Source organism: Delftia tsuruhatensis NBRC 16741 (assembly GCF_001571325.1).
GTDB lineage: Bacteria > Pseudomonadota > Gammaproteobacteria > Burkholderiales > Burkholderiaceae_C > Comamonas > Comamonas tsuruhatensis.
In genome coordinates this window covers 197586-214966 of sequence record NZ_BCTO01000010.1, presented here as the reverse complement: position 1 = coordinate 214966, position 17381 = coordinate 197586, and the positions used below count along the sequence as shown (strand labels likewise).

At 65.1% G+C, this 17381-nt stretch carries 13 protein-coding genes; all 13 read right to left on the bottom strand.

All coding sequences use genetic code 11. The annotated features are described in order from the left end of the window. Window positions 1-5: 5 nt before the first annotated feature. Window positions 6-827 (bottom strand): CsgG/HfaB family protein, encoded by an 822-nt coding sequence (locus DTS01S_RS04045; protein ID WP_046241038.1) that lies wholly within the window; start codon window positions 825-827, stop codon window positions 6-8. Window positions 828-905: 78 nt separating this feature from the next. Further along, entirely contained in the window at window positions 906-2708 is a 1803-nt protein-coding gene (gene aspS / locus DTS01S_RS04040) for an aspartate--tRNA ligase (RefSeq protein WP_016445679.1), read from the bottom strand. A gap of 41 nt (window positions 2709-2749) precedes the next feature. Continuing rightward, window positions 2750-3373 carry a DUF502 domain-containing protein gene (locus DTS01S_RS04035; RefSeq protein WP_047326753.1) on the bottom strand — a complete coding sequence of 208 codons (624 nt, stop codon included), beginning with the start codon at window positions 3371-3373 and terminating at the stop codon, window positions 2750-2752. A gap of 16 nt (window positions 3374-3389) precedes the next feature. Further along, window positions 3390-3707: an FmdB family zinc ribbon protein gene (locus tag DTS01S_RS29400; RefSeq protein WP_016445677.1), complete on the bottom strand. Its 318-nt coding sequence runs from the start codon at window positions 3705-3707 to the stop codon at window positions 3390-3392. A 219-nt stretch (window positions 3708-3926) separates the two neighbouring features. Beyond that, the gene (locus DTS01S_RS04030; RefSeq protein WP_254787886.1) at window positions 3927-6278 is read right to left on the bottom strand and encodes a DUF7933 domain-containing protein; all 2352 of its coding nucleotides are present in this window, start codon (window positions 6276-6278) and stop codon (window positions 3927-3929) included. Between the two features lie 176 nt (window positions 6279-6454). Continuing rightward, window positions 6455-7903, bottom strand: coding sequence for a sodium:solute symporter family protein (locus tag DTS01S_RS04025; protein ID WP_016445675.1), 1449 nt, complete (start codon window positions 7901-7903; stop codon window positions 6455-6457). Window positions 7904-7961: 58 nt separating this feature from the next. Continuing rightward, the gene (gene ubiB / locus DTS01S_RS04020) at window positions 7962-9527 is read right to left on the bottom strand and encodes a ubiquinone biosynthesis regulatory protein kinase UbiB (RefSeq protein WP_016445674.1); all 1566 of its coding nucleotides are present in this window, start codon (window positions 9525-9527) and stop codon (window positions 7962-7964) included. Then, window positions 9524-10162: a ubiquinone biosynthesis accessory factor UbiJ gene (locus DTS01S_RS04015; protein ID WP_026062830.1), complete on the bottom strand. Its 639-nt coding sequence runs from the start codon at window positions 10160-10162 to the stop codon at window positions 9524-9526. Before DTS01S_RS04015 ends, ubiB begins: the two co-directional genes overlap by 4 nt. Window positions 10163-10192: 30 nt before the next feature. Next, window positions 10193-11215, bottom strand: coding sequence for a Tim44 domain-containing protein (locus DTS01S_RS04010; protein ID WP_061287375.1), 1023 nt, complete (start codon window positions 11213-11215; stop codon window positions 10193-10195). 53 nt (window positions 11216-11268) lie between these two features. Then, complete coding sequence (gene ubiE, locus DTS01S_RS04005) at window positions 11269-12000, bottom strand: bifunctional demethylmenaquinone methyltransferase/2-methoxy-6-polyprenyl-1,4-benzoquinol methylase UbiE (protein WP_012207259.1); 732 nt, start codon at window positions 11998-12000, stop codon at window positions 11269-11271. Window positions 12001-12239: 239 nt separating this feature from the next. Then, a complete protein-coding gene (locus DTS01S_RS04000; RefSeq protein WP_016445670.1) occupies window positions 12240-12662 on the bottom strand; it encodes a gamma-butyrobetaine hydroxylase-like domain-containing protein in 423 nt (140 codons plus the stop codon). A gap of 10 nt (window positions 12663-12672) precedes the next feature. Beyond that, window positions 12673-13128 (bottom strand): HIT family protein, encoded by a 456-nt coding sequence (locus DTS01S_RS03995; RefSeq protein ID WP_017407144.1) that lies wholly within the window; start codon window positions 13126-13128, stop codon window positions 12673-12675. Next, on the bottom strand, window positions 13128-17042 hold the full coding sequence (locus tag DTS01S_RS03990; protein WP_061287374.1) for a DUF3683 domain-containing protein: 3915 nt from the start codon (window positions 17040-17042) through the stop codon (window positions 13128-13130). The genes DTS01S_RS03995 and DTS01S_RS03990 overlap by 1 nt, the downstream gene beginning before the upstream one ends. Between the last annotated feature and the right edge of the window lie 339 nt (window positions 17043-17381).

Genomic DNA, 17381 nt, shown 5'->3' with positions numbered 1-17381 from the left:
TGGCCTCAGCTCCTGCCCTGCCCAGCCTTGGTGGCCACCGGCGGTGGCAGCTCCTTGGCCTGCAGCGCGCGCACCTGGAAGACCAGCTGGTTGTGCGCATCCAGAAAGGCAGCGGCGATGACCTTGCCCTCGTTGGTATTGCTCCAGCCCGCGCCCGCAGCGCCCAGGCGGCCCAGCACCATGCCGCCCACGCCCAGATCGGTGGTGCGGGCTGCGCCCGTGGCAGCGGCCACCTGCTCGGTGGTTTCGTTGTCCGACAGCAGCAGCGCGGTCTGCGCCTCCTTGAATTTGACCTGCTCGACCAGGCCGGCCAGCCCTGCAATGTCTCGCAGCACCGGGATCATGGCGACCACGCCGGCCAGCCCGCGGCCCGCGTCCTGTTCGCTGAAGGTCAGGCTGGGCGTCAGCGTGTACTGGGCCTCGTAGCCCCGGCCCTTGCGTACCGTGGAGTTCTCGCGCAGCACGCCGGCATTCTTCAGGTCCTGCTCCTGCACCGTGCCGCGCAGGCCGGCTCCCCGGTCCACCACGCGAAAGCACCCGCTTTGCTGGGCCAGCAGCTTGACCAGCGGAACGGGCGAGGCCGGCAGCTGATAGCCCGAGCCCATGACGTAGCCGTTGGGATTCTCGGCCAGGGCCAGCGTGGCCACGGGCGCATCGCAGCGCACGAGTTCGCGCGACCCGTTGTTCGCCCCCAGCGGCCCGGCAGAGCCCGTGATCTCCGAACCGCCCTGTCCCAGCTCGGTCTTCTTCTCGCCGCAACCGGACAGGCCCAGCCCTGCCGACACCGCCAACGCCAGCGCCACCGATGCGATGCCTTGAAAACGCATGAAAGCTCTCCGCAAAAAGAAAAACGGCAGAAGCTGCGCCAGCTCCTGCCGTTCCTGTCAAGCCGTGAAGCCTGCTCCTCAGCCCTGCGTGGCCGCCAGCGGATTGCGCAGGCGGATGTGGAGCTCGCGCAGCTGCTTTTCGTCCACGGGCGAAGGTGCCTGCGTCAGCAGGTCCTGGGCGCGCTGCGTCTTGGGGAAGGCGATCACGTCGCGGATGGAGTCGGCGCCCGTCATCAGCGTGATCAGGCGGTCCAGGCCGAAGGCCAGGCCGCCGTGCGGGGGGGCGCCGTACTGCAGCGCGTCCAGCAGGTAGCCGAACTTGGCGCGAGCGTCTTCGGGCGAGATCTTGAGCGCGTCAAACACCTTGCTCTGCACGTCGGCGCGGTGGATACGCACCGAGCCGCCGCCCAGCTCCCAGCCGTTCAGGACCATGTCGTAGGCCTTGGCCAGGCAGTTGCCCGGATCGGTGACCATGAGTTCCTCGTGGCCATCCTTGGGCGAGGTGAACGGGTGGTGCACGGCCGCCCAGCGGTCGTTTTCCTCGTCGTGCTCGAACATGGGGAAGTCCACCACCCACAGCGGCGCCCAGCGGTCCTCGAACAGGCCGTTGGCCTTGCCGAAATCGCTGTGGCCCACCTTCAGGCGCAGCGCGCCGATGGAGTCGTTGACGATCTTTTCCTTGTCGGCGCCGAAGAAGATGAGGTCGCCGTCCTGTGCGCCCGTGCGCTTGAGGATTTCGGCAAGGGCTGCGTCATGCAGGTTCTTGACGATGGGCGACTGCAGGCCATCGCGGCCCTTGGCCACTTCGTTGACCTTGATCCAGGCCAGGCCCTTGGCGCCGTAGATCTTGACGAATTCGGTGTACTGGTCGATCTCGCCGCGCGAGATCTGCGAGCCGCCGGGCACGCGCAGTGCCACCACGCGGCCGCCCTTGGTCGTGGCGGGTGTGGAGAACACCTTGAAGTCCACGTCCTTCATGACCTCGGTCAGTTCGGTGAACTCGAGCTTGACGCGCAGGTCGGGCTTGTCCGAGCCGAAGCGGAAGGCCGCTTCCTGGTACGTCATCATCGGGAACTCGCCCAGATCCACGTTCAGCTGGGTCTTGAAGACCTCGGTGATCATGCGCTGGAAGATGGCGCGGATTTCCTCTTCGCCCAGGAACGAGGTCTCGCAGTCGATCTGCGTGAACTCGGGCTGGCGGTCGGCGCGCAGGTCTTCGTCGCGGAAGCACTTGGTGATCTGGTAGTAGCGGTCGTAGCCGGCCACCATCAGCATCTGCTTGTACAGCTGGGGCGACTGCGGAAGGGCGAAGAACTCGCCGTCGTGCACGCGGCTGGGCACCAGGTAGTCGCGCGCGCCTTCGGGCGTGCTCTTGCCCAGCATGGGCGTTTCGATATCGATGAAGCCTTCCTTGTCCAGGAAGTTGCGCACCTGGATGGCCGTGCGGTAGCGCAGCATCATGTTGCGCTGCATGTAGGGGCGGCGCAGGTCCAGTACGCGGTTGGTCAGGCGCACGGTCTCGGACAGGTTCTCGTCGTCCAGCTGGAACGGCGGGGTGACCGAGGCGTTGAGCACGTTCAGCTCATGGCACAGCACTTCGATCTGGCCGCTCTTGAGCTTGTCGTTGGTCGTGCCTTCGGGACGTGCGCGCACCAGGCCCTTGACCTGCACGCAGAACTCGTTGCGCAGGCCTTCGGCGGTCTTGAACATCTCGGCGCGATCGGGATCGCAGACCACCTGCACATAGCCTTCGCGGTCGCGCAGGTCGATGAAGATCACACCGCCATGGTCGCGGCGACGGTTCACCCAGCCGCACAGGGTAACGGTTTCGCCCATCAGGGCTTCGGTCACGAGACCGCAGTAGTGGGAGCGCATGGCCATGATGAAAAGCTTCCTGCGCCCGGCAAGGGCGCGACAGTTTGTTATTTGGGTTCCGCGGGCACTGCGAGATCCGGTGGAGTCACCACGCCCATGGAAACAATGTACTTGAGCGCGGCATCCACGCTCATTTCCAGTTCGATGCAATCGCTCTTGCGAACGATGACGAAATAGCCGCCCGTCGGGTTGGGCGTGGTCGGCACGAAGACGCTCAGGTATTCGTCGCGCAGGTAGGCGGCGACCTCCCCGCTGGGCGAGCCAGTGACGAAGGCCACGGTCCAGACGCCTTCACGAGGCCACTGCACCAGCACGGCGGTGCGAAACGCATTGCCGCTGTCCGAGAACACGGTATCGGACACCTGCTTGACGCTGGAATAGATGGAGCGCACCACAGGAATGCGGCTGACCACCGCATCGCCCCAGGACACGAGCTTGCGGCCGATGAAGTTGCTGGCCGCCGCACCGACCACGAGCAGGATCAGCAGCGTCAGCACGACACCGAAGCCGGGGATATGGAAGCCCAGCAACCGATCCGGATGCCAGGCCTCGGGCAGGATGGCCAGCGTCTGGTCGAGCGTGCCGATGATCCAGTTGAGCACGCCCAGCGTGATCACCAGCGGAACGATCACCAGCAGGCCGGCGAACAGCCATTTGCGCAGAGCGGACATGAAATGCAAGCCTTGATCAATGGGCCGTTGCGGGCGCGGAGGCAGATGCAGGGGCCGCAGCGGGCGCGGACGCAGTTGCCGCTGGTGCGGCAGAAGTATCCGAGGCAGGAGCATCGGCTGCGGGAGCCGGTGCGGCGGCGCTCTTGCCACCGCTGTTCTTGAAGTCGGTCGCATACCAGCCCGAGCCCTTGAGCTGGAAGCCGGCAGCTGTCAGCTGCTTGGAGAAGGTCTCGGCCCCGCAGGCCGGACAGGTCGTCAGCGGGGCATCCGAGATTTTCCGCAGCACGTCCTTGGCATGACCGCAGGAGCCACACTTGTATGCATAAATAGGCATGGCGCTAATGCTAATACGAGGGAAGATGCAAAACTTTCGATTATAGGCATCCGTCCGATACTGCGGCTGTCTCAAGCCCAATGGCCCAGGCGGGGCAGGCCACAAGGCGCGCGTACAGGGCCGGCAACTGGTGGCCTCCAATGAGAAATGCCAGTCGCGGAGACTGGCATTCCATCAGGCCCGACCGCCCCCGCTGCCGGGGGCTTGCCGCATCCGTGCTCAGCGCCGTACCCGGCCTCGCTGCGTTCCCAGGCCCGCCAGCATGACGGCCAGGCCCATCAGCACCAGGGCAGGTACCCCGGTGGCGGGGACCGGCTCCGGCGCCAACGCGGCAGCAACCACCAACTCCTGGTCACGCGAATTGTTGGCCGGCTCCGGGTCCGTGGTTCCACTGACCGCCGTCACGGTGGCTGTGAGGCTGCCCTGCGTGGTGGGCGTGAAGCTCACCGTGCAGGCAATGCTTGCGCCAGAGGCCAGCGGCGTGCCTGTCGGCACCGCAGGCGTGCATGAGGTGCTGGCATCTGCCGGCAGCCCTGCGATGGAACAATTGGCAAAGGCCGCCGCATTGGGGCCGGCATTCGTGCAGACGAAAGAGCCCTTCACGGGAACACCCACGTTGGCGGTGGCCGGCAGCGTGACGCTGGTGGCCTGCATGTCGGCCCGCTCCACGGGGTTGAAGGGGTGGGCCTTGGTGTTGTTGGCCGGCACCGGATCCACCGTGCTGCTGCTCGCCGTCACCAAGGCCGCGATGGTGCCCGTTGTGGTGGGCGTGAACTGCACCGTGCAGGCAATGCTGCCGCCCGATGCCAATGGCGAGGCCGTGGGAACGCTGGGTGTGCAGGACGTGGTCGCCCCGGCGGGCAGGCCGGAGATCACGCACGAGGCCGCCAAGGCCTCACTGGGGCCGGCATTGGTGCAGCTGAAGCTGCCAGACACCGGCGCGCCCACCGTCATGGTCGCGGGAAGCGTGATGGCGCTGGCCTGCATGTCGGCCCGCTCCCCGACGCTGTAGGAGCGCGAGGTCGTATTGTTGGCAGGCATCGGATCCGGCGTGCCGCTGCCGGCAGTGACCAGGGCCGTGAATATTCCGCCCGCTGTGGGTGTGAAGGCCACCGTGCAGTCAATGACGGAGCCCGAAGCCAGCGGCGATCCTGTAGGAACGCTGGGTGTGCAGGACGTGGTCGCCCCGGCGGGCAGGCCGGAGATCACGCACGAGGCCGCCGTGGCATCACTGGGACCGGCATTGGTGCAGCTGAAGCTGCCGGATACTGGTGCGCCCACCGTCATGGTCGTGGGAAGCGTGATGGAGGTGGCCTGCATGTCGGCCGTTGGCTCAACCGCCAGCACAACCAGTGTGGCCGGCTGGTTCAGGCCGATCAGGGAGAGGTTGGAAGGACCGTTGGTGAAGCTGCCTGTCGCGGTCGGACGCACGTCGAGGCTCACCTCGCAAAAGGCGGCGCCCTGGGCCAGGTCTCCGTTGGACACGGTCACGGTACTGCCACCTGCTGCTGCCTGCACGTTCGTGCCGGGGCAGGTGGTGCTGGCATTGCCCTCGACAACCAGTCCTGCAGGCAGGTTGTCGGTAAACGACCAGCCTTGCTTGCGCAGCAGATCGGTCGTATTGGTGATGGTCATGGTCAACCGGGAGACCTGCCCGAGTTGGATGCTGGCAGGCGAGAAGGCCTTGTCCAGCTGCGGCGTCACGTCGATGATCTGCGCGTTGTCGATCGACGAATCGTTGCCCATGGAGCTGGTCTGTTCATTGCGGAGAACAAACCCGACAGAGTTCCCGCTGAAGAGCAGGGCTCCGGGAGAGGTAACTGTCTGGGCCTTGGCCGTTTGGATGATCCCAATACCGATAGGTATCGTATTGAACGACACACCATCCACGCATGGGTCGACAGCGTTCATGGAGATGGGCAGTTCCGCATTAGCGTCATTGACAAGAGAAAAACGCAGCAACGGAGCGACGAATCCTGACGAGCAGAAGTTCGCCACCACATCGGCACGGGCCGTGAGGAACCTGCTGTCGGAACTTTGCGGAATATTGGCCTTGGTGCGAAAGGCAATTGCGCCAGCAGGATAGGTCCCATTCGCTGTAAGCATCGCCATGACGTGATTTTTGACCGCATCCGCCGCACTCTGGCCCTGATAGCGCCCTGCGACCTCCGCCATCTGCTGCAGGCTGTTCCAATTGCCTTGTGAACCGCAGGCCGCACTCATCGTCGCCGAAGTTGGATCCTGGTTGAAGGACGTGACTATGCCATTGCACTGGTTGGCACTCATCTGGTAGAGCGAGTCGGCGGTATACATCTGCCCCGCAGGGGCTGCGCCCTGGTAGGCCAGCAGATCCCGCCCCTCCGTGGCGATGGGGGGTGTCTGCGGGTTTTCGAAATCCTCGCTCCAGACGATGACCGGCGCGACCGGGATCCTCGGTGCAGCCATTGCCACCTGGCCGCACAGGGCTGGCACAAGCAAGGCGCCTCCAAGCCCTCCCCATCGCAATCGGACGCCGGCAGCAGTCCGCAGCCTCAGCCGGCAAGTCTTCGCAATCAGTTCCAGTGTTCTCATGACAGTGCTTCCTCCCAAGCGTTTGATTTCGGAGGTCCGCCGTACTGTCAGGATCTGTGCTTCATACCGCACATGTCAGCATCTTGGGACCTCCATGATCCCAAGCGCCAACTTTATAGAAAATAACTATCGATAATTGTGATCAATTGTTTTCCAGGTCACATTCAGGCATGCGTTTACCTTTCGGGCCTGAACTCAAGAATGTCTGCGCTGCGATTGGCCAGCCACTGGGGTGCCAGTGACCCGGCCAACATCCCCGTCACAGCCGCCAGCAGTCCCGCCAATTGCTGCGGAAATGCCTCGTGCAAAGCCGGCGTGGCCATGAAGACCACCCACACGCCAATGCCCAGTGCCACGGCGCAAATGGCGCCCTGCGTGGTGGCGCGCTTCCAGTACAGCCCGAAGACCAGGGGTACGAAGGCACCGACCAGCGGCACCTGGTAGGCGCTGGAGACCAACTCATAGATGGGCGTTCCTTCCATCTTGATCGAGTAGGCCAGCACGCAGATGCTGAAGACGAGCACGCTGATGCGCATGGCCAGCAGCATTTCCCGGTCGCTGGCCTGGGTGCGGAACTGGCGCCAGATGTTCTCGGTGAAAGTCACGCTGGGTGCCAGCAACGTGGCCGAGGCACAGGACTTGATGGCCGACAGCAGCGCGCCAAAGAACAGCACCTGCATGACGAAGGGCATCTTGTCCATGACCAGGGTGGGCAACACCTTCTGCGGGTCCTGCCCGAGCAGTTCCGCCGCCTCCTGCGGCATGATGATCAGCGCGCTGGTCACCAGGAACATGGGCACGAAGGCAAAGAAGATATAGGCCGTGCCGCCGATGACGGTACCGCGCGTGGCGGCCTTTTCGCTGTTGGCCGACATCACGCGCTGGAACACGTCCTGCTGGGGGATGGAGCCCAGCATCATGGTGATGGCCGCGCCAAAGAAGAAGAGGATGTCATGCCAGCTGGGTTCGGGCCAGAACTGGAACAAGTCGCGGCTCACGGCCAGGTCGATGACCTTGTCGGCACCACCGGCCATGTCGCCCGCAAACCAGGCCAGTACCACGAGTCCGACCACGAGGATGATCATCTGCAGGAAATCGGTCACGGCCACCGACCACATGCCGCCGAACAGCGTGTAGGCCAGGATGGACACCACGCCGATGGCCATGCCCACGGGAATGCTGACCGTACCGCCCGACAGCAGGTTGAAAACCAGGCCCAGCGCCGTGACCTGGGCCGAGACCCAGCCCAGGTAGCTGAGCATGATGATCAGCGAGCAGACGATCTCGATGGAGCGCCCATAGCGGTGGCGGTAGTAGTCGCTGATGGTCAGCAGCGTCATGCGGTACAGCTTGCCCGCGAAGAACAGGCCCACCAGGATCAGGCACATGCCCGCGCCGAACGGGTCCTCGACCACGCCGCGCAGGCCGCCCTCGATGAACTTGGCGGGCACGCCCAGCACGATCTCCGAGCCGAACCACGTGGCAAACGTGGTGGTGATGATCATGTACATGGGCAGATGGCGCCCGGCAATTGCAAAGTCGGCCGTGTTCTTGACCCGCCTGGCCGCCCACAGGCCAATGGCTATGGTCACGAACAGGTAGGCGATCACCATTGAGAGCAGCACGCTGGCACTCCTGATTCAAAGTGGGAAAAGTCAGAGGGCTTGAAACCCGTCGGTGTTCTCAGTACCAGCGCAGGCGCACCACCAGTTGCAGCAGGATCAGCGCGATCACAAAGCCTATGCCCGCGCTGACGATGGCCTGAAGCAGGCGGTTGGTGAGCTTTTGCTGCTGCAGCAGTTCCTTGAGCAGTTCGTCGTGCTCGCCGGAGTTGCGCGTGAGCCGGCGATGGATCAGGCGCGGCAGCTCGGGAATGAGCTTGGCGTAGCGCGGCGCCTCGGCCTGCAGCTCGCGCCACAGCCGCTGCGGGCCCATCTGGTCCAGCATCCATTTTTCGAGGAAGGGCTTGGCGGTGCTCCACAGGTCCAGATTGGGGTCCAGCTGGCGGCCCAGGCCTTCGATGTTGAGCAGCGTCTTTTGCAGCAGCACCAGCTGCGGCTGGATCTCGACATGGAAGCGGCGCGACGTCTGGAACAGGCGCATCAGCACCATGCCCAGCGAGATCTCTGCCAACGGACGGTCGAAATACGGCTCGCACACCGCGCGGATGGCGGCTTCCAGCTCGTCCACGCGCGTGCTCGGCGGCACCCAGCCGCTTTCGATGTGCAGCTCGGCAACGCGCTTGTAGTCCCGACGGAAGAACGCCGTGAAGTTCTGCGCCAGGTATTCCTTGTCGTACTCGGTCAGCGTGCCGACGATGCCGAAGTCCAGCGAGATATAGCGCCCGAAGGTCTCGGGCTCCAGGCTGACCATGATGTTGCCCGGGTGCATGTCGGCGTGAAAGAAACCGTCGCGGAACACCTGGGTGAAGAAGATGGTCACGCCGTCGCGTGCGAGCTTGGGGATGTCGACCCCGGCCTCGCGCAGGCGCTCGACCTGGCTGATGGGCACGCCCTTCATGCGCTGCATGACCATCACGTCGTTGCGGCAGAAATCCCAGTACACCTCGGGGATCAGCACCAGGTCCAGGCCTTCCATGTTGCGGCGCAGCTGCGCGGCGTTGGAGGCTTCGCGGATCAGGTCCAGCTCGTCGTGCAGGTAGTTGTCGAATTCGGCCACGACCTGGCGGGGCTTGAGGCGCTTGCCGTCGGCCGACAGCCGCTCGACCCAGCGCGCCATCATGTGCATGAGCGCCAGGTCCTTGTCGATCACGGCCTTCATGCCCGGGCGCAGCACCTTGACGGCCACATCGCGCTGCACGCCGTTGCGGTCGCTGATCACGGCAAAGTGCACCTGCGCGATGGAGGCACTGGCCACCGGCTCGCGCTCGAAGCTCACGAAGATCTGGTCCAGCTTCTTGCGGAAGGCACGCTCTATGGTGTCCACCGCAATCTGCGAATCGAAGGGCGGCACGCGGTCCTGCAACCGGGCCAGCTCCTCGGCCACGTCGGGCGGCATCAGGTCGCTGCGCGTGGACAGCACCTGACCGAACTTCACGAAGATGGGGCCCAGCTCCTCCAGCGCCTCGCGCAGGCGCTGGCCGCGCGGCTTGTCCAGCCGGCGGCCCAGGGTGAGCACCGCGCGTGCGCGGCGCATCCAGGGATGCTCGAAGCTCGACAGCACCAGCTCGTCGAGTCCGTAGCGGAACACCACCCAGAGGATGGTCAGCCCGCGAAGAAACCGGCTCATGGCTTGTCGTTCTCGAAACCGGGCAGGGACACCACGGGGGAACCAACGGGCGCGCTGGCGGGCGCTGCCGAACGTGCGGCTTCAGGGGCGGGGGCATCGGCATCGGGCTTGCCGGCCATGCGGGCGCCCACGAACTGGCGCAGTGCCTGGGCAGCGCTGCGGGCCACCTTGGCCACGGTGTGCGCGGGCGCATCGCCGATGATGCGGGCCAGGTCTTCCTCCACATCCCATTCGACGTGGTCCACCAGCCAGTTGATGTCGGCGGCCAGTTGCACGTCGCCTTCGATGCGGATGGAGGGCTTGTCGCCGCGCAGGGCCACCTGGGCCAGGGCCAGTGCGGAGGTCTCGGTCACTTCGAGCAGCAGATCGGGCTGCGCGTCTTCAGGCGCCACGTTGAACAGGCCGGCCGGCGTGATCTGCAGGGCCATGGAGTAGCCGCGCCACTGCACGCGCGCCACGCGGCCCTTTTGCCGCACCAGGCGCTCGGTGGCCTCCTTTTCCTGCATCAGCACATGGTTGAGGAACAGCACGATGCGCTGATGCACCTCGCTGACCAGCCATTGCGGCGGTTGCGGGCCGGCCATCACGCGTTCCATGAGGCCGTTCAGGAAAGAAAAAGGGGACTGTGTTGCCATAGTCCCCGATTATTCCCGAAGTGAGAGGAATTACTGCAATGCCTGGACTCCGGCGACCAGCCATCCGCTGCTGCCGCTCTTGGGCTTGGTCATGTTCCAGACCTCGCGGAAGGGCGTGGGACCTGCCGAGGCGTCCTCGCGGATCATGCCCGAGAATTCCACGCTGGCCATGTAGTCATTGCCCAGGTCCTCGATGCCCAGCAGTTGGGCGTCGATCATGACCACGTCGGTCTGGTTCGGCTGGCCGGGACGCTGGGCCTCGCGTTCGCTGAGCTGGCCACGGATCTCGGTCAGCATCTCGTCGGTCATCATGGCGCGCAGCGACGCGATGTCGGAGCGGTCCCAGGCCGATTGCAGCGTGACAAAGTTGCGCTTGGCAGCGGTGAGGAAGCCCTCGGTATCGAAGCCTTCAGGCACACCCCAGTTCTGCGAGCCTGCCAGGGCCGAGCCGATCTGCACGCCGGAGCCCGAGCCTGCAGCCAGGGCGGCCGGCTGATGGTTCTGCTCCCAGGGACGGGCCGATGCGTCGTTGCCGACCTTCTCGGGGTTGTACTGGCGTGCCAGCGGTGCGCTGTCCACGTTGCCACCGATATTGCCGGCACCGGCAGGCGCTGCGTTCTGGAAGGCAAAGGGGCTGGACGATGCCTGCTGCCCGCCAGCCGCTGCACGGCGCGAACGCATGACCATGCCCACCACCACCATGATGACCAGGGCCAGCAGGCCGATCAGCAGGAACTGGCCGAAGGCGGCGCCCAGGCCCAGCGAGCTCGCCAGCCAGGCCAGGCCCAGGCCAGCGGCCAGGCCGCCAAGCATGGCGCCCCAGGGCTTCTTGGCGGGAGCAGCTGCCGGTGCAGTGGCCGGCTTGCCTGCAGCGTTCTGTGTGGCGGCGTTCTGCGGCGGCGTGTTCTGTGTCGGCGCGCGCGCGGCTTCACGCTGCGTCACGTTGCTCGACTGCTTGCCCACCGATCCGCCACCGCCCATGCGCTTGGCGTCGGCCGTGCCGTGGACCACCACCAGCATTGCGACCAAGACCATAGACCATAGCTTTTTCATGTCATCTCCTCGAATAATCGTGTTGCCGTCACCTCACCGAGCACCTCACGCGCTCAGCACTTGATTCCCACATGCAGCGCGGCAATGCCGCCCGTCATGTTGTGATAGTCCACATGGCCGAAGCCGCATTCCTGCATCAGGCGCTTGAGATCTTCCTGGCCGGGGTGCATGCGGATGGACTCGGCCAGATAGCGGTAGCTGGCGTCATCGCCCGCCACGAGCTTGCCCATGGCCGGAAGAATCTTGAAGGAGTACCAGTCGTAGGCTTTCTCCAGGGGCTTGGCCACCTTGGAGAATTCCAGCACCAGCAGCTTGCCGCCGGGGCGCAGGACGCGGTTCATTTCCTTGAGCGCCGCATCCTTGTGCGTCATGTTGCGCAGGCCGAAGGCCACGCTGACCAGATCGAAATGGTTGTCCGGAAACGGCAGGGCCTCGGCATCGCAGACCATGGTGGGCAGGATCACGCCCTTGTTGATCAGCCGGTCCCGGCCTACGCGCAGCATGGCTTCGTTGATGTCGGTGTGCACCACCTGGCCGGTGGAGCCGACCTTCTTGGCGAAGGCCAGGGCCAGATCGCCCGTGCCGCCCGCGATGTCCAGCGCCTTGTCGCCTTCCTTGAGATTGGCCACCATCACCGTATAGGCCTTCCAGGCACGGTGCAGACCACCCGACATCAGGTCGTTCATGACGTCGTAGCGCGAAGCGACCGAGTCGAACACGCCGCGCACGCGGCTGGCCTTCTCGCGCTCGTCCACCGACTGGAATCCGAAATGTGTGGTGCTCATAACAACGATGCTAAGCAAGCAGTAGTAATGCGTACAGCGACAACCCCGTGTGGCCACGGGCTTTGCCGGGCAAGGGTTATCAAGAACAAACAGCTTGAAACGCCTTCAAACAAAGACTTTCAAGCTATTTTTAATATAGCACCACCCCCAATAACCCTGTGCTGTGCAAAGGTCCTGAATGTGGCGCTGTGGGAACGGCGCGGCAGACGCCGCGCCCCGGCCCCTGCGTGCGTACTGCGTCAGTGGCTGCCGCAGCCGTGCCCGCCGCCGCCGGCCTTGCCGGGCATGGGGGTGTCGCGGTCCATGCCGGATTCCTGCAGGCGGTCCAGGTACTGGGTCCAGAACTCGTCCTGGCGGCGGCCCAGTTCGTAGAGGTATTCCCAGGTGTACAGGCCGCTTTCATGCCCGTCGCTGAAGAAAGGCTTGATGGCGTAGTTGCCCACGGGCTCGATGGCCGTGATGGCCACGTCGCGCTTGCCGGTCTGCAGCACTTCCTGGCCCGGGCCATGGCCTTGCACCTCGGCCGAGGGGGAGTACACGCGCAGCAACTCGAAGGGAATGCGAAAGCTTGCGCCGTCGGAATAGGCCACTTCCAGCACGCGCGATGCGCCGTGCACGGTCAGGGCTTCGGGAGTTGGGGTGTCAGGGGTCAGGCCGGCCATGCGGTGCTCCTCATTCAGTGGCGGGGTGCTGCTGCCAGGCATCGAGTGCCTGCGACAGCGCCGTGTCAATGGCTGGCAAGCGCGCTGCCACCTCGGCCTCGCGCTCGCCATTGCGCGGGCGCTGGGCAGCAGCCCAGACCGAGCCCGGAAAATGGCTGTCCCATTCGAAACGCGCAACCACATGCCAGTGCAGGTGCGGCACCATGTTGCCCAGCGCCGCCAGGTTGATCTTGGCCGGCGCAAGGCGCTCACGCAAGACGCGCTCGACCACGACCACGGCATCCATGCAGTGCTGGCGGTCGGCGGCATCCAGGTCGGAGAACTCGGCCACATGCGCATTCCAGACCACGCGGTAGAAGGCCGGGAAGCCCTCTTCCTGGGCGCGGATCACTCGCAGGCGCCGGCCGCGCCAGACGGGCAGGCCGCCTTCTGTGGCGCACAGGGGGCAGGAAGCGGAAGCAGCCATCAGACCAGAACCCGTTCGATGCCGCCGGCGTTGGCGCGCTGAACATATTCGGCCATCCAGTTCTCGCCCAGGATCTGGCGCGCCATCTCGACCACGATGTAGTCGGCCTCCAGCAGGCCGTTGTTCATGTCGCCGCCGTAGCGCGACAGGCCCTGCAGGCAGCTGGGGCAGCTGGTGAGGATCTTCACGTTGTCCTTCTCGGCCAGGGCGCCGCTGGCGCGCAGCGCGGCCTCGCCCTTTTTGAGTTCCTCTTCCTTGCGGAAGCGGATCTGCGTGGAGATGTCGGGGCGCGTGACGCCCAGCGTGCCCGATTCGCCGCAGCAGCGCTCGCTCTTGATCACGCCGTCGCCGACCAGGGCCTTGACGGTCTTCATGGGGTCCTGCAGCTTCATGGGCGAGTGGCAGGGGTCGTGGTAGAGGTAGCCCTCCTTGCCCTGCAGCGTCACGCCCTTTTCCAGCAGGTACTCGTGGATGTCGATGATGCGGCTGCCCGGGAAAATCTTGCCGAACTCGTAGCCCTGCAATTGGTCGTAGCAGGTGCCGCAGCTGACCACCACGGTCTTGATGTCCAGGTAGTTGAGCGTGGTGGCGACGCGGTGGAAGAGCACGCGGTTGTCCGTGATCATCTTCTCGGCCTTGTCGAACTGGCCGCTGCCGCGCTGGGGATAGCCGCAGCACAGGTAGCCCGGTGGCAGCACGGTCTGCACGCCGGCATGCCAGAGCATGGCCTGCGTGGCCAGGCCCACCTGGCTGAACAGGCGCTCGGAGCCGCAGCCGGGGAAGTAGAACACCGCCTCGGTGTCCGCGTTCGTGGTCTGCGGGCTGCGGATGATGGGCACGTAGTCCTTGTCCTCGATGTCCAGCAGGGCACGCGCCGTCTTGTTGGGCAGGCCGCCCGGCAGCTTCTTGTTGACGAAGTGGATCACCTGCTCCTTGAGCGGCGCGCGCCCCACCGAGGCCGGCGGATGCTGGGTCTGCTTCCTGGCCAGGCTGTGGAGCACGTCGGAGGCCAGGCGCTGGGCCTTGAAGCCCACGCCGACCATGGCCGAACGCATGAACTTGATGGTGTCCGGATTGGTGGCGTTGAGCATGGCCATGGCCAGCTTGTTGCCGGGCCGGAAGCTCTTCTTGTCCATCTTGCGCAGCAGATTGCGCATGTTCATGGTCACGTCGCCGAAGTCGATCTTCACCGGGCAGGGGTTGAAGCACTTGTGGCAGACCGTGCAGTGGTCCGACACGTCCTCGAACTCCTGCCAGTGGCGCAGCGACACACCGCGGCGCGTCTGCTCCTCGTACAGAAAGGCTTCGACCAGCAGCGAGGTCGCCAGGATCTTGTTGCGCGGGCTGTACAGCAGGTTGGCGCGCGGCACATGGGTGGCGCACACGGGCTTGCACTTGCCGCAGCGCAGGCAGTCCTTGACCGAGTCGGCAATGGCGCCGATGTCGCTTTGCTGCATGATCAGCGACTCGTGCCCCATCAGGCCGAAGCTGGGCGTGTAGGCGTTGGTCAGGTCGGCGAACATCAGCGATTCGCGCGGCGAGCGGCCGTCATGGCTCTGGCCCACCACGGCCTGCAGCTTCTCGTTGCGGATCAGCTTGCCCTTGTTGAAGCGGCCTTCGGGGTCCACGCGCTGCTTGTAGGCGGCAAAGGGCGCCAGTTCGTCGTCGCTGAGGAATTCCAGCTTGGTGATGCCGATGCCGTGCTCGCCCGAGATCACCCCGTCCAGATGGCGGGCCAGCACCATGATGCGCGCCACGGCCTCATGGGCGGTCTGCAGCATCTCGTAGTCGTCGCTGTTGACCGGAATGTTGGTGTGCACGTTGCCGTCGCCGGCGTGCATGTGCAGCGCCACCCAGACACGGCCCTTGAGCACGCGCTGGTGAATGGCATTGACTTCGGCCAGCAGCGGCTGGAAGGCCGCGCCCGCGAAGATCTGGGCCATGGGCGCCTTCAGCTGGGTCTTCCAGCTCGCGCGCAGCGTGTGATCCTGCAGTTGCTGGAAGAGGTTTTCCACGTTGTCCAGCCAGCCCTGCCACAGCGTGCGCACATCGGCCACCAGGGCCAGGGCCTGCTGCACGCGGTCCTCCAGCAGTTCGGCCGAAGGGATGTCGCCCGCATCGTCCTGCTTGCCCAGGGGCAGGTCGCCGTGCTGGAAGAAGTCCGTCAACGCGTCGCACAGCTTGAGCTTGTTGCGCAGCGACAGTTCGATGTTGATGCGCTCGATGCCGTCCGTGTACTCCCACATGCGGGGCAGCGGGATCACCACGTCTTCGTTGATCTTGAAGGCGTTGGTGTGGCGCGAGATGGCGGCCGTGCGCTTGCGGTCCAGCCAGAATTTCTTGCGCGCCTCGGCGCTGACGGCGGTGAAGCCTTCACCGTTGCGCGAGTTGGCGATGCGCACCACCTCGGCGGCCACGCGGGCCACATCGTCGGCGTTGTCGCCGGCAATGTCGCCCAGCAGCACCATCTTGGGCAGATGGCCGTTGCCCTTCTTGCTCTTGGTGGCGTAGCCCACGGCCTTCAGGTAGCGGTCGTCCAGATGCTCCAGGCCGGCCAGCAGAACGCCCGAGCGCTTTTGCTCGGCGAACATGAAGTCCTTGATCTCGACGATGCTGGGCACGGCGTCCTTGGCGTTGCCGAAGAACTCCATGCAGACCGTGCGCGTGTGCTCGGGCATGCGGTGCACCACCCAGCGCGCGCTGGTGATCAGGCCGTCGCAGCCTTCCTTCTGGATGCCGGGCAGGCCCGACAGGAACTTGTCGGTCACGTCCTTGCCCAGGCCTTCCTTGCGGAATTTCTGGCCGGGAATGTCCAGCCGCTCGCTGCGGATGAGGGTCTTGCCGTCGGCCTCGAAGTACTGCAGCTCGAAGCTGGCCATCTCGGCGTCATGGATCTTGCCGAGGTTGTGGCCCACGCGCGTGACTTCCAGCCACTGCGCATCGGGCGTGACCATGCGCCAGGACACCAGGTTGTCCAGCGCCGTGCCCCAGAGCACGGCCTTCTTGCCGCCCGCATTCATGGCGACGTTGCCGCCGATGCACGAGGCCTCGGCCGATGTGGGGTCCACGGCGAAGACGAAGCCCGCGCGCTCGGCCGCATCGGCCACGCGCTGCGTGACCACTCCGGCCTCGGTGAAGATGGTGGGCACCTCGTGGTCCACGCCGGGGATGCGGCGCATCTCCACCTCCGTCATGGCCTCGAGCTTTTCGGTGTTGATCACCACGCTGCGCCAGGTCAGCGGGATCGCGCCGCCCGTGTAGCCCGTGCCGCCGCCGCGCGGAATGATGGTCAGGCGCAGCTCGATGCAGGCACGCACCAGGGCGGCCATCTCGGCTTCGGTATCGGGGGTGAGCACGACGAAGGGATACTCGACGCGCCAGTCGGTGGCGTCCGTCACATGGGCCACGCGCGACAGGCCGTCGAACTTGATGTTGTCCTTGGCCGTGTGGCGGCCCAGGCTCTTTTGCACCCGGCGGCGCAGTTGCTCGGCCTCGACGAAGGTGGCGTTGAACTCATGCACGGCGCGGCGCGCCGCATCCACCAGCTGGCCCACCAGCGCATCGCGCACGGGGTCCTGCTGCGGAGCACGGCGCTTGTCGATCTCGCCCAGGCGGTGCTCCAGGGCCTCCACCAGCGCCTTGCGGCGATCGGGGCTGTGCAGCAGGTCGTCCTGCAGGTAGGGATTGCGCTGGACGACCCAGATGTCCCCCAGCACCTCGTAGAGCATGCGGGCTGAGCGGCCCGTGCGCCGCTCCTGGCGCAGCTGGTTGAGCACATCCCACATGGAAGTACCCAGCAGGCGGATCACGATCTCGCGATCGGAAAACGAGGTGTAGTTGTAGGGAATCTCTCGCAGACGTGCAGGTTCGGCTGCCTGTGCCTGCAGGGCCGCCAACGCAATCGGTACATTCATGGGGGTAGACCGTGTCTGGCGCTCTAGGGGCGCCGCTAAGCCAAGTGGGAGCGCAATTTTAAGCGAGCCCCTCGAAGGCCCGCTTCCTACGGGGCTCTGGGCTGCTCGCCGTCTTGCCCTGAGACGCCAGCCCTCGCCAACACCACGGGGCAGACACGCCCCGGCGAACAGGCCTCATACAGAAAGAGCACAAACGAGCCAATACGAACAACCCGTGCTTTTGAAACGAAATGGTATTGACCTAAAATAGCGCCGCTTCGCGTGTCATTTTTTGTCACACGACTGACATACGGGACCAGCGGCTCACCGGGTTTGGCCTGTAGTGCGGTAAGAAGCATC

Bases quoted from the DNA above. Each gene is read 5' to 3' on its own strand.
- DTS01S_RS03990 (WP_061287374.1), bottom strand. From the start codon at position 17,042: ATGAATGTACCGATTGCGTTGGCGGCCCTGCAGGCACAGGCAGCCGAA.
- DTS01S_RS04035 (WP_047326753.1), bottom strand. From the start codon at position 3,373: ATGTCCGCTCTGCGCAAATGGCTGTTCGCCGGCCTGCTGGTGATCGTT.
- aspS (WP_016445679.1), bottom strand. From the start codon at position 2,708: ATGGCCATGCGCTCCCACTACTGCGGTCTCGTGACCGAAGCCCTGATG.
- DTS01S_RS04015 (WP_026062830.1), bottom strand. From the start codon at position 10,162: ATGGCAACACAGTCCCCTTTTTCTTTCCTGAACGGCCTCATGGAACGC.
- DTS01S_RS04030 (WP_254787886.1), bottom strand. From the start codon at position 6,278: ATGAGAACACTGGAACTGATTGCGAAGACTTGCCGGCTGAGGCTGCGG.
- ubiE (WP_012207259.1), bottom strand. From the start codon at position 12,000: ATGAGCACCACACATTTCGGATTCCAGTCGGTGGACGAGCGCGAGAAG.
- DTS01S_RS04000 (WP_016445670.1), bottom strand. From the start codon at position 12,662: ATGGCCGGCCTGACCCCTGACACCCCAACTCCCGAAGCCCTGACCGTG.
- DTS01S_RS04010 (WP_061287375.1), bottom strand. From the start codon at position 11,215: ATGAAAAAGCTATGGTCTATGGTCTTGGTCGCAATGCTGGTGGTGGTC.
- DTS01S_RS03995 (WP_017407144.1), bottom strand. From the start codon at position 13,128: ATGGCTGCTTCCGCTTCCTGCCCCCTGTGCGCCACAGAAGGCGGCCTG.
- ubiB (WP_016445674.1), bottom strand. From the start codon at position 9,527: ATGAGCCGGTTTCTTCGCGGGCTGACCATCCTCTGGGTGGTGTTCCGC.
- DTS01S_RS29400 (WP_016445677.1), bottom strand. From the start codon at position 3,707: ATGCCTATTTATGCATACAAGTGTGGCTCCTGCGGTCATGCCAAGGAC.
- DTS01S_RS04045 (WP_046241038.1), bottom strand. From the start codon at position 827: ATGCGTTTTCAAGGCATCGCATCGGTGGCGCTGGCGTTGGCGGTGTCG.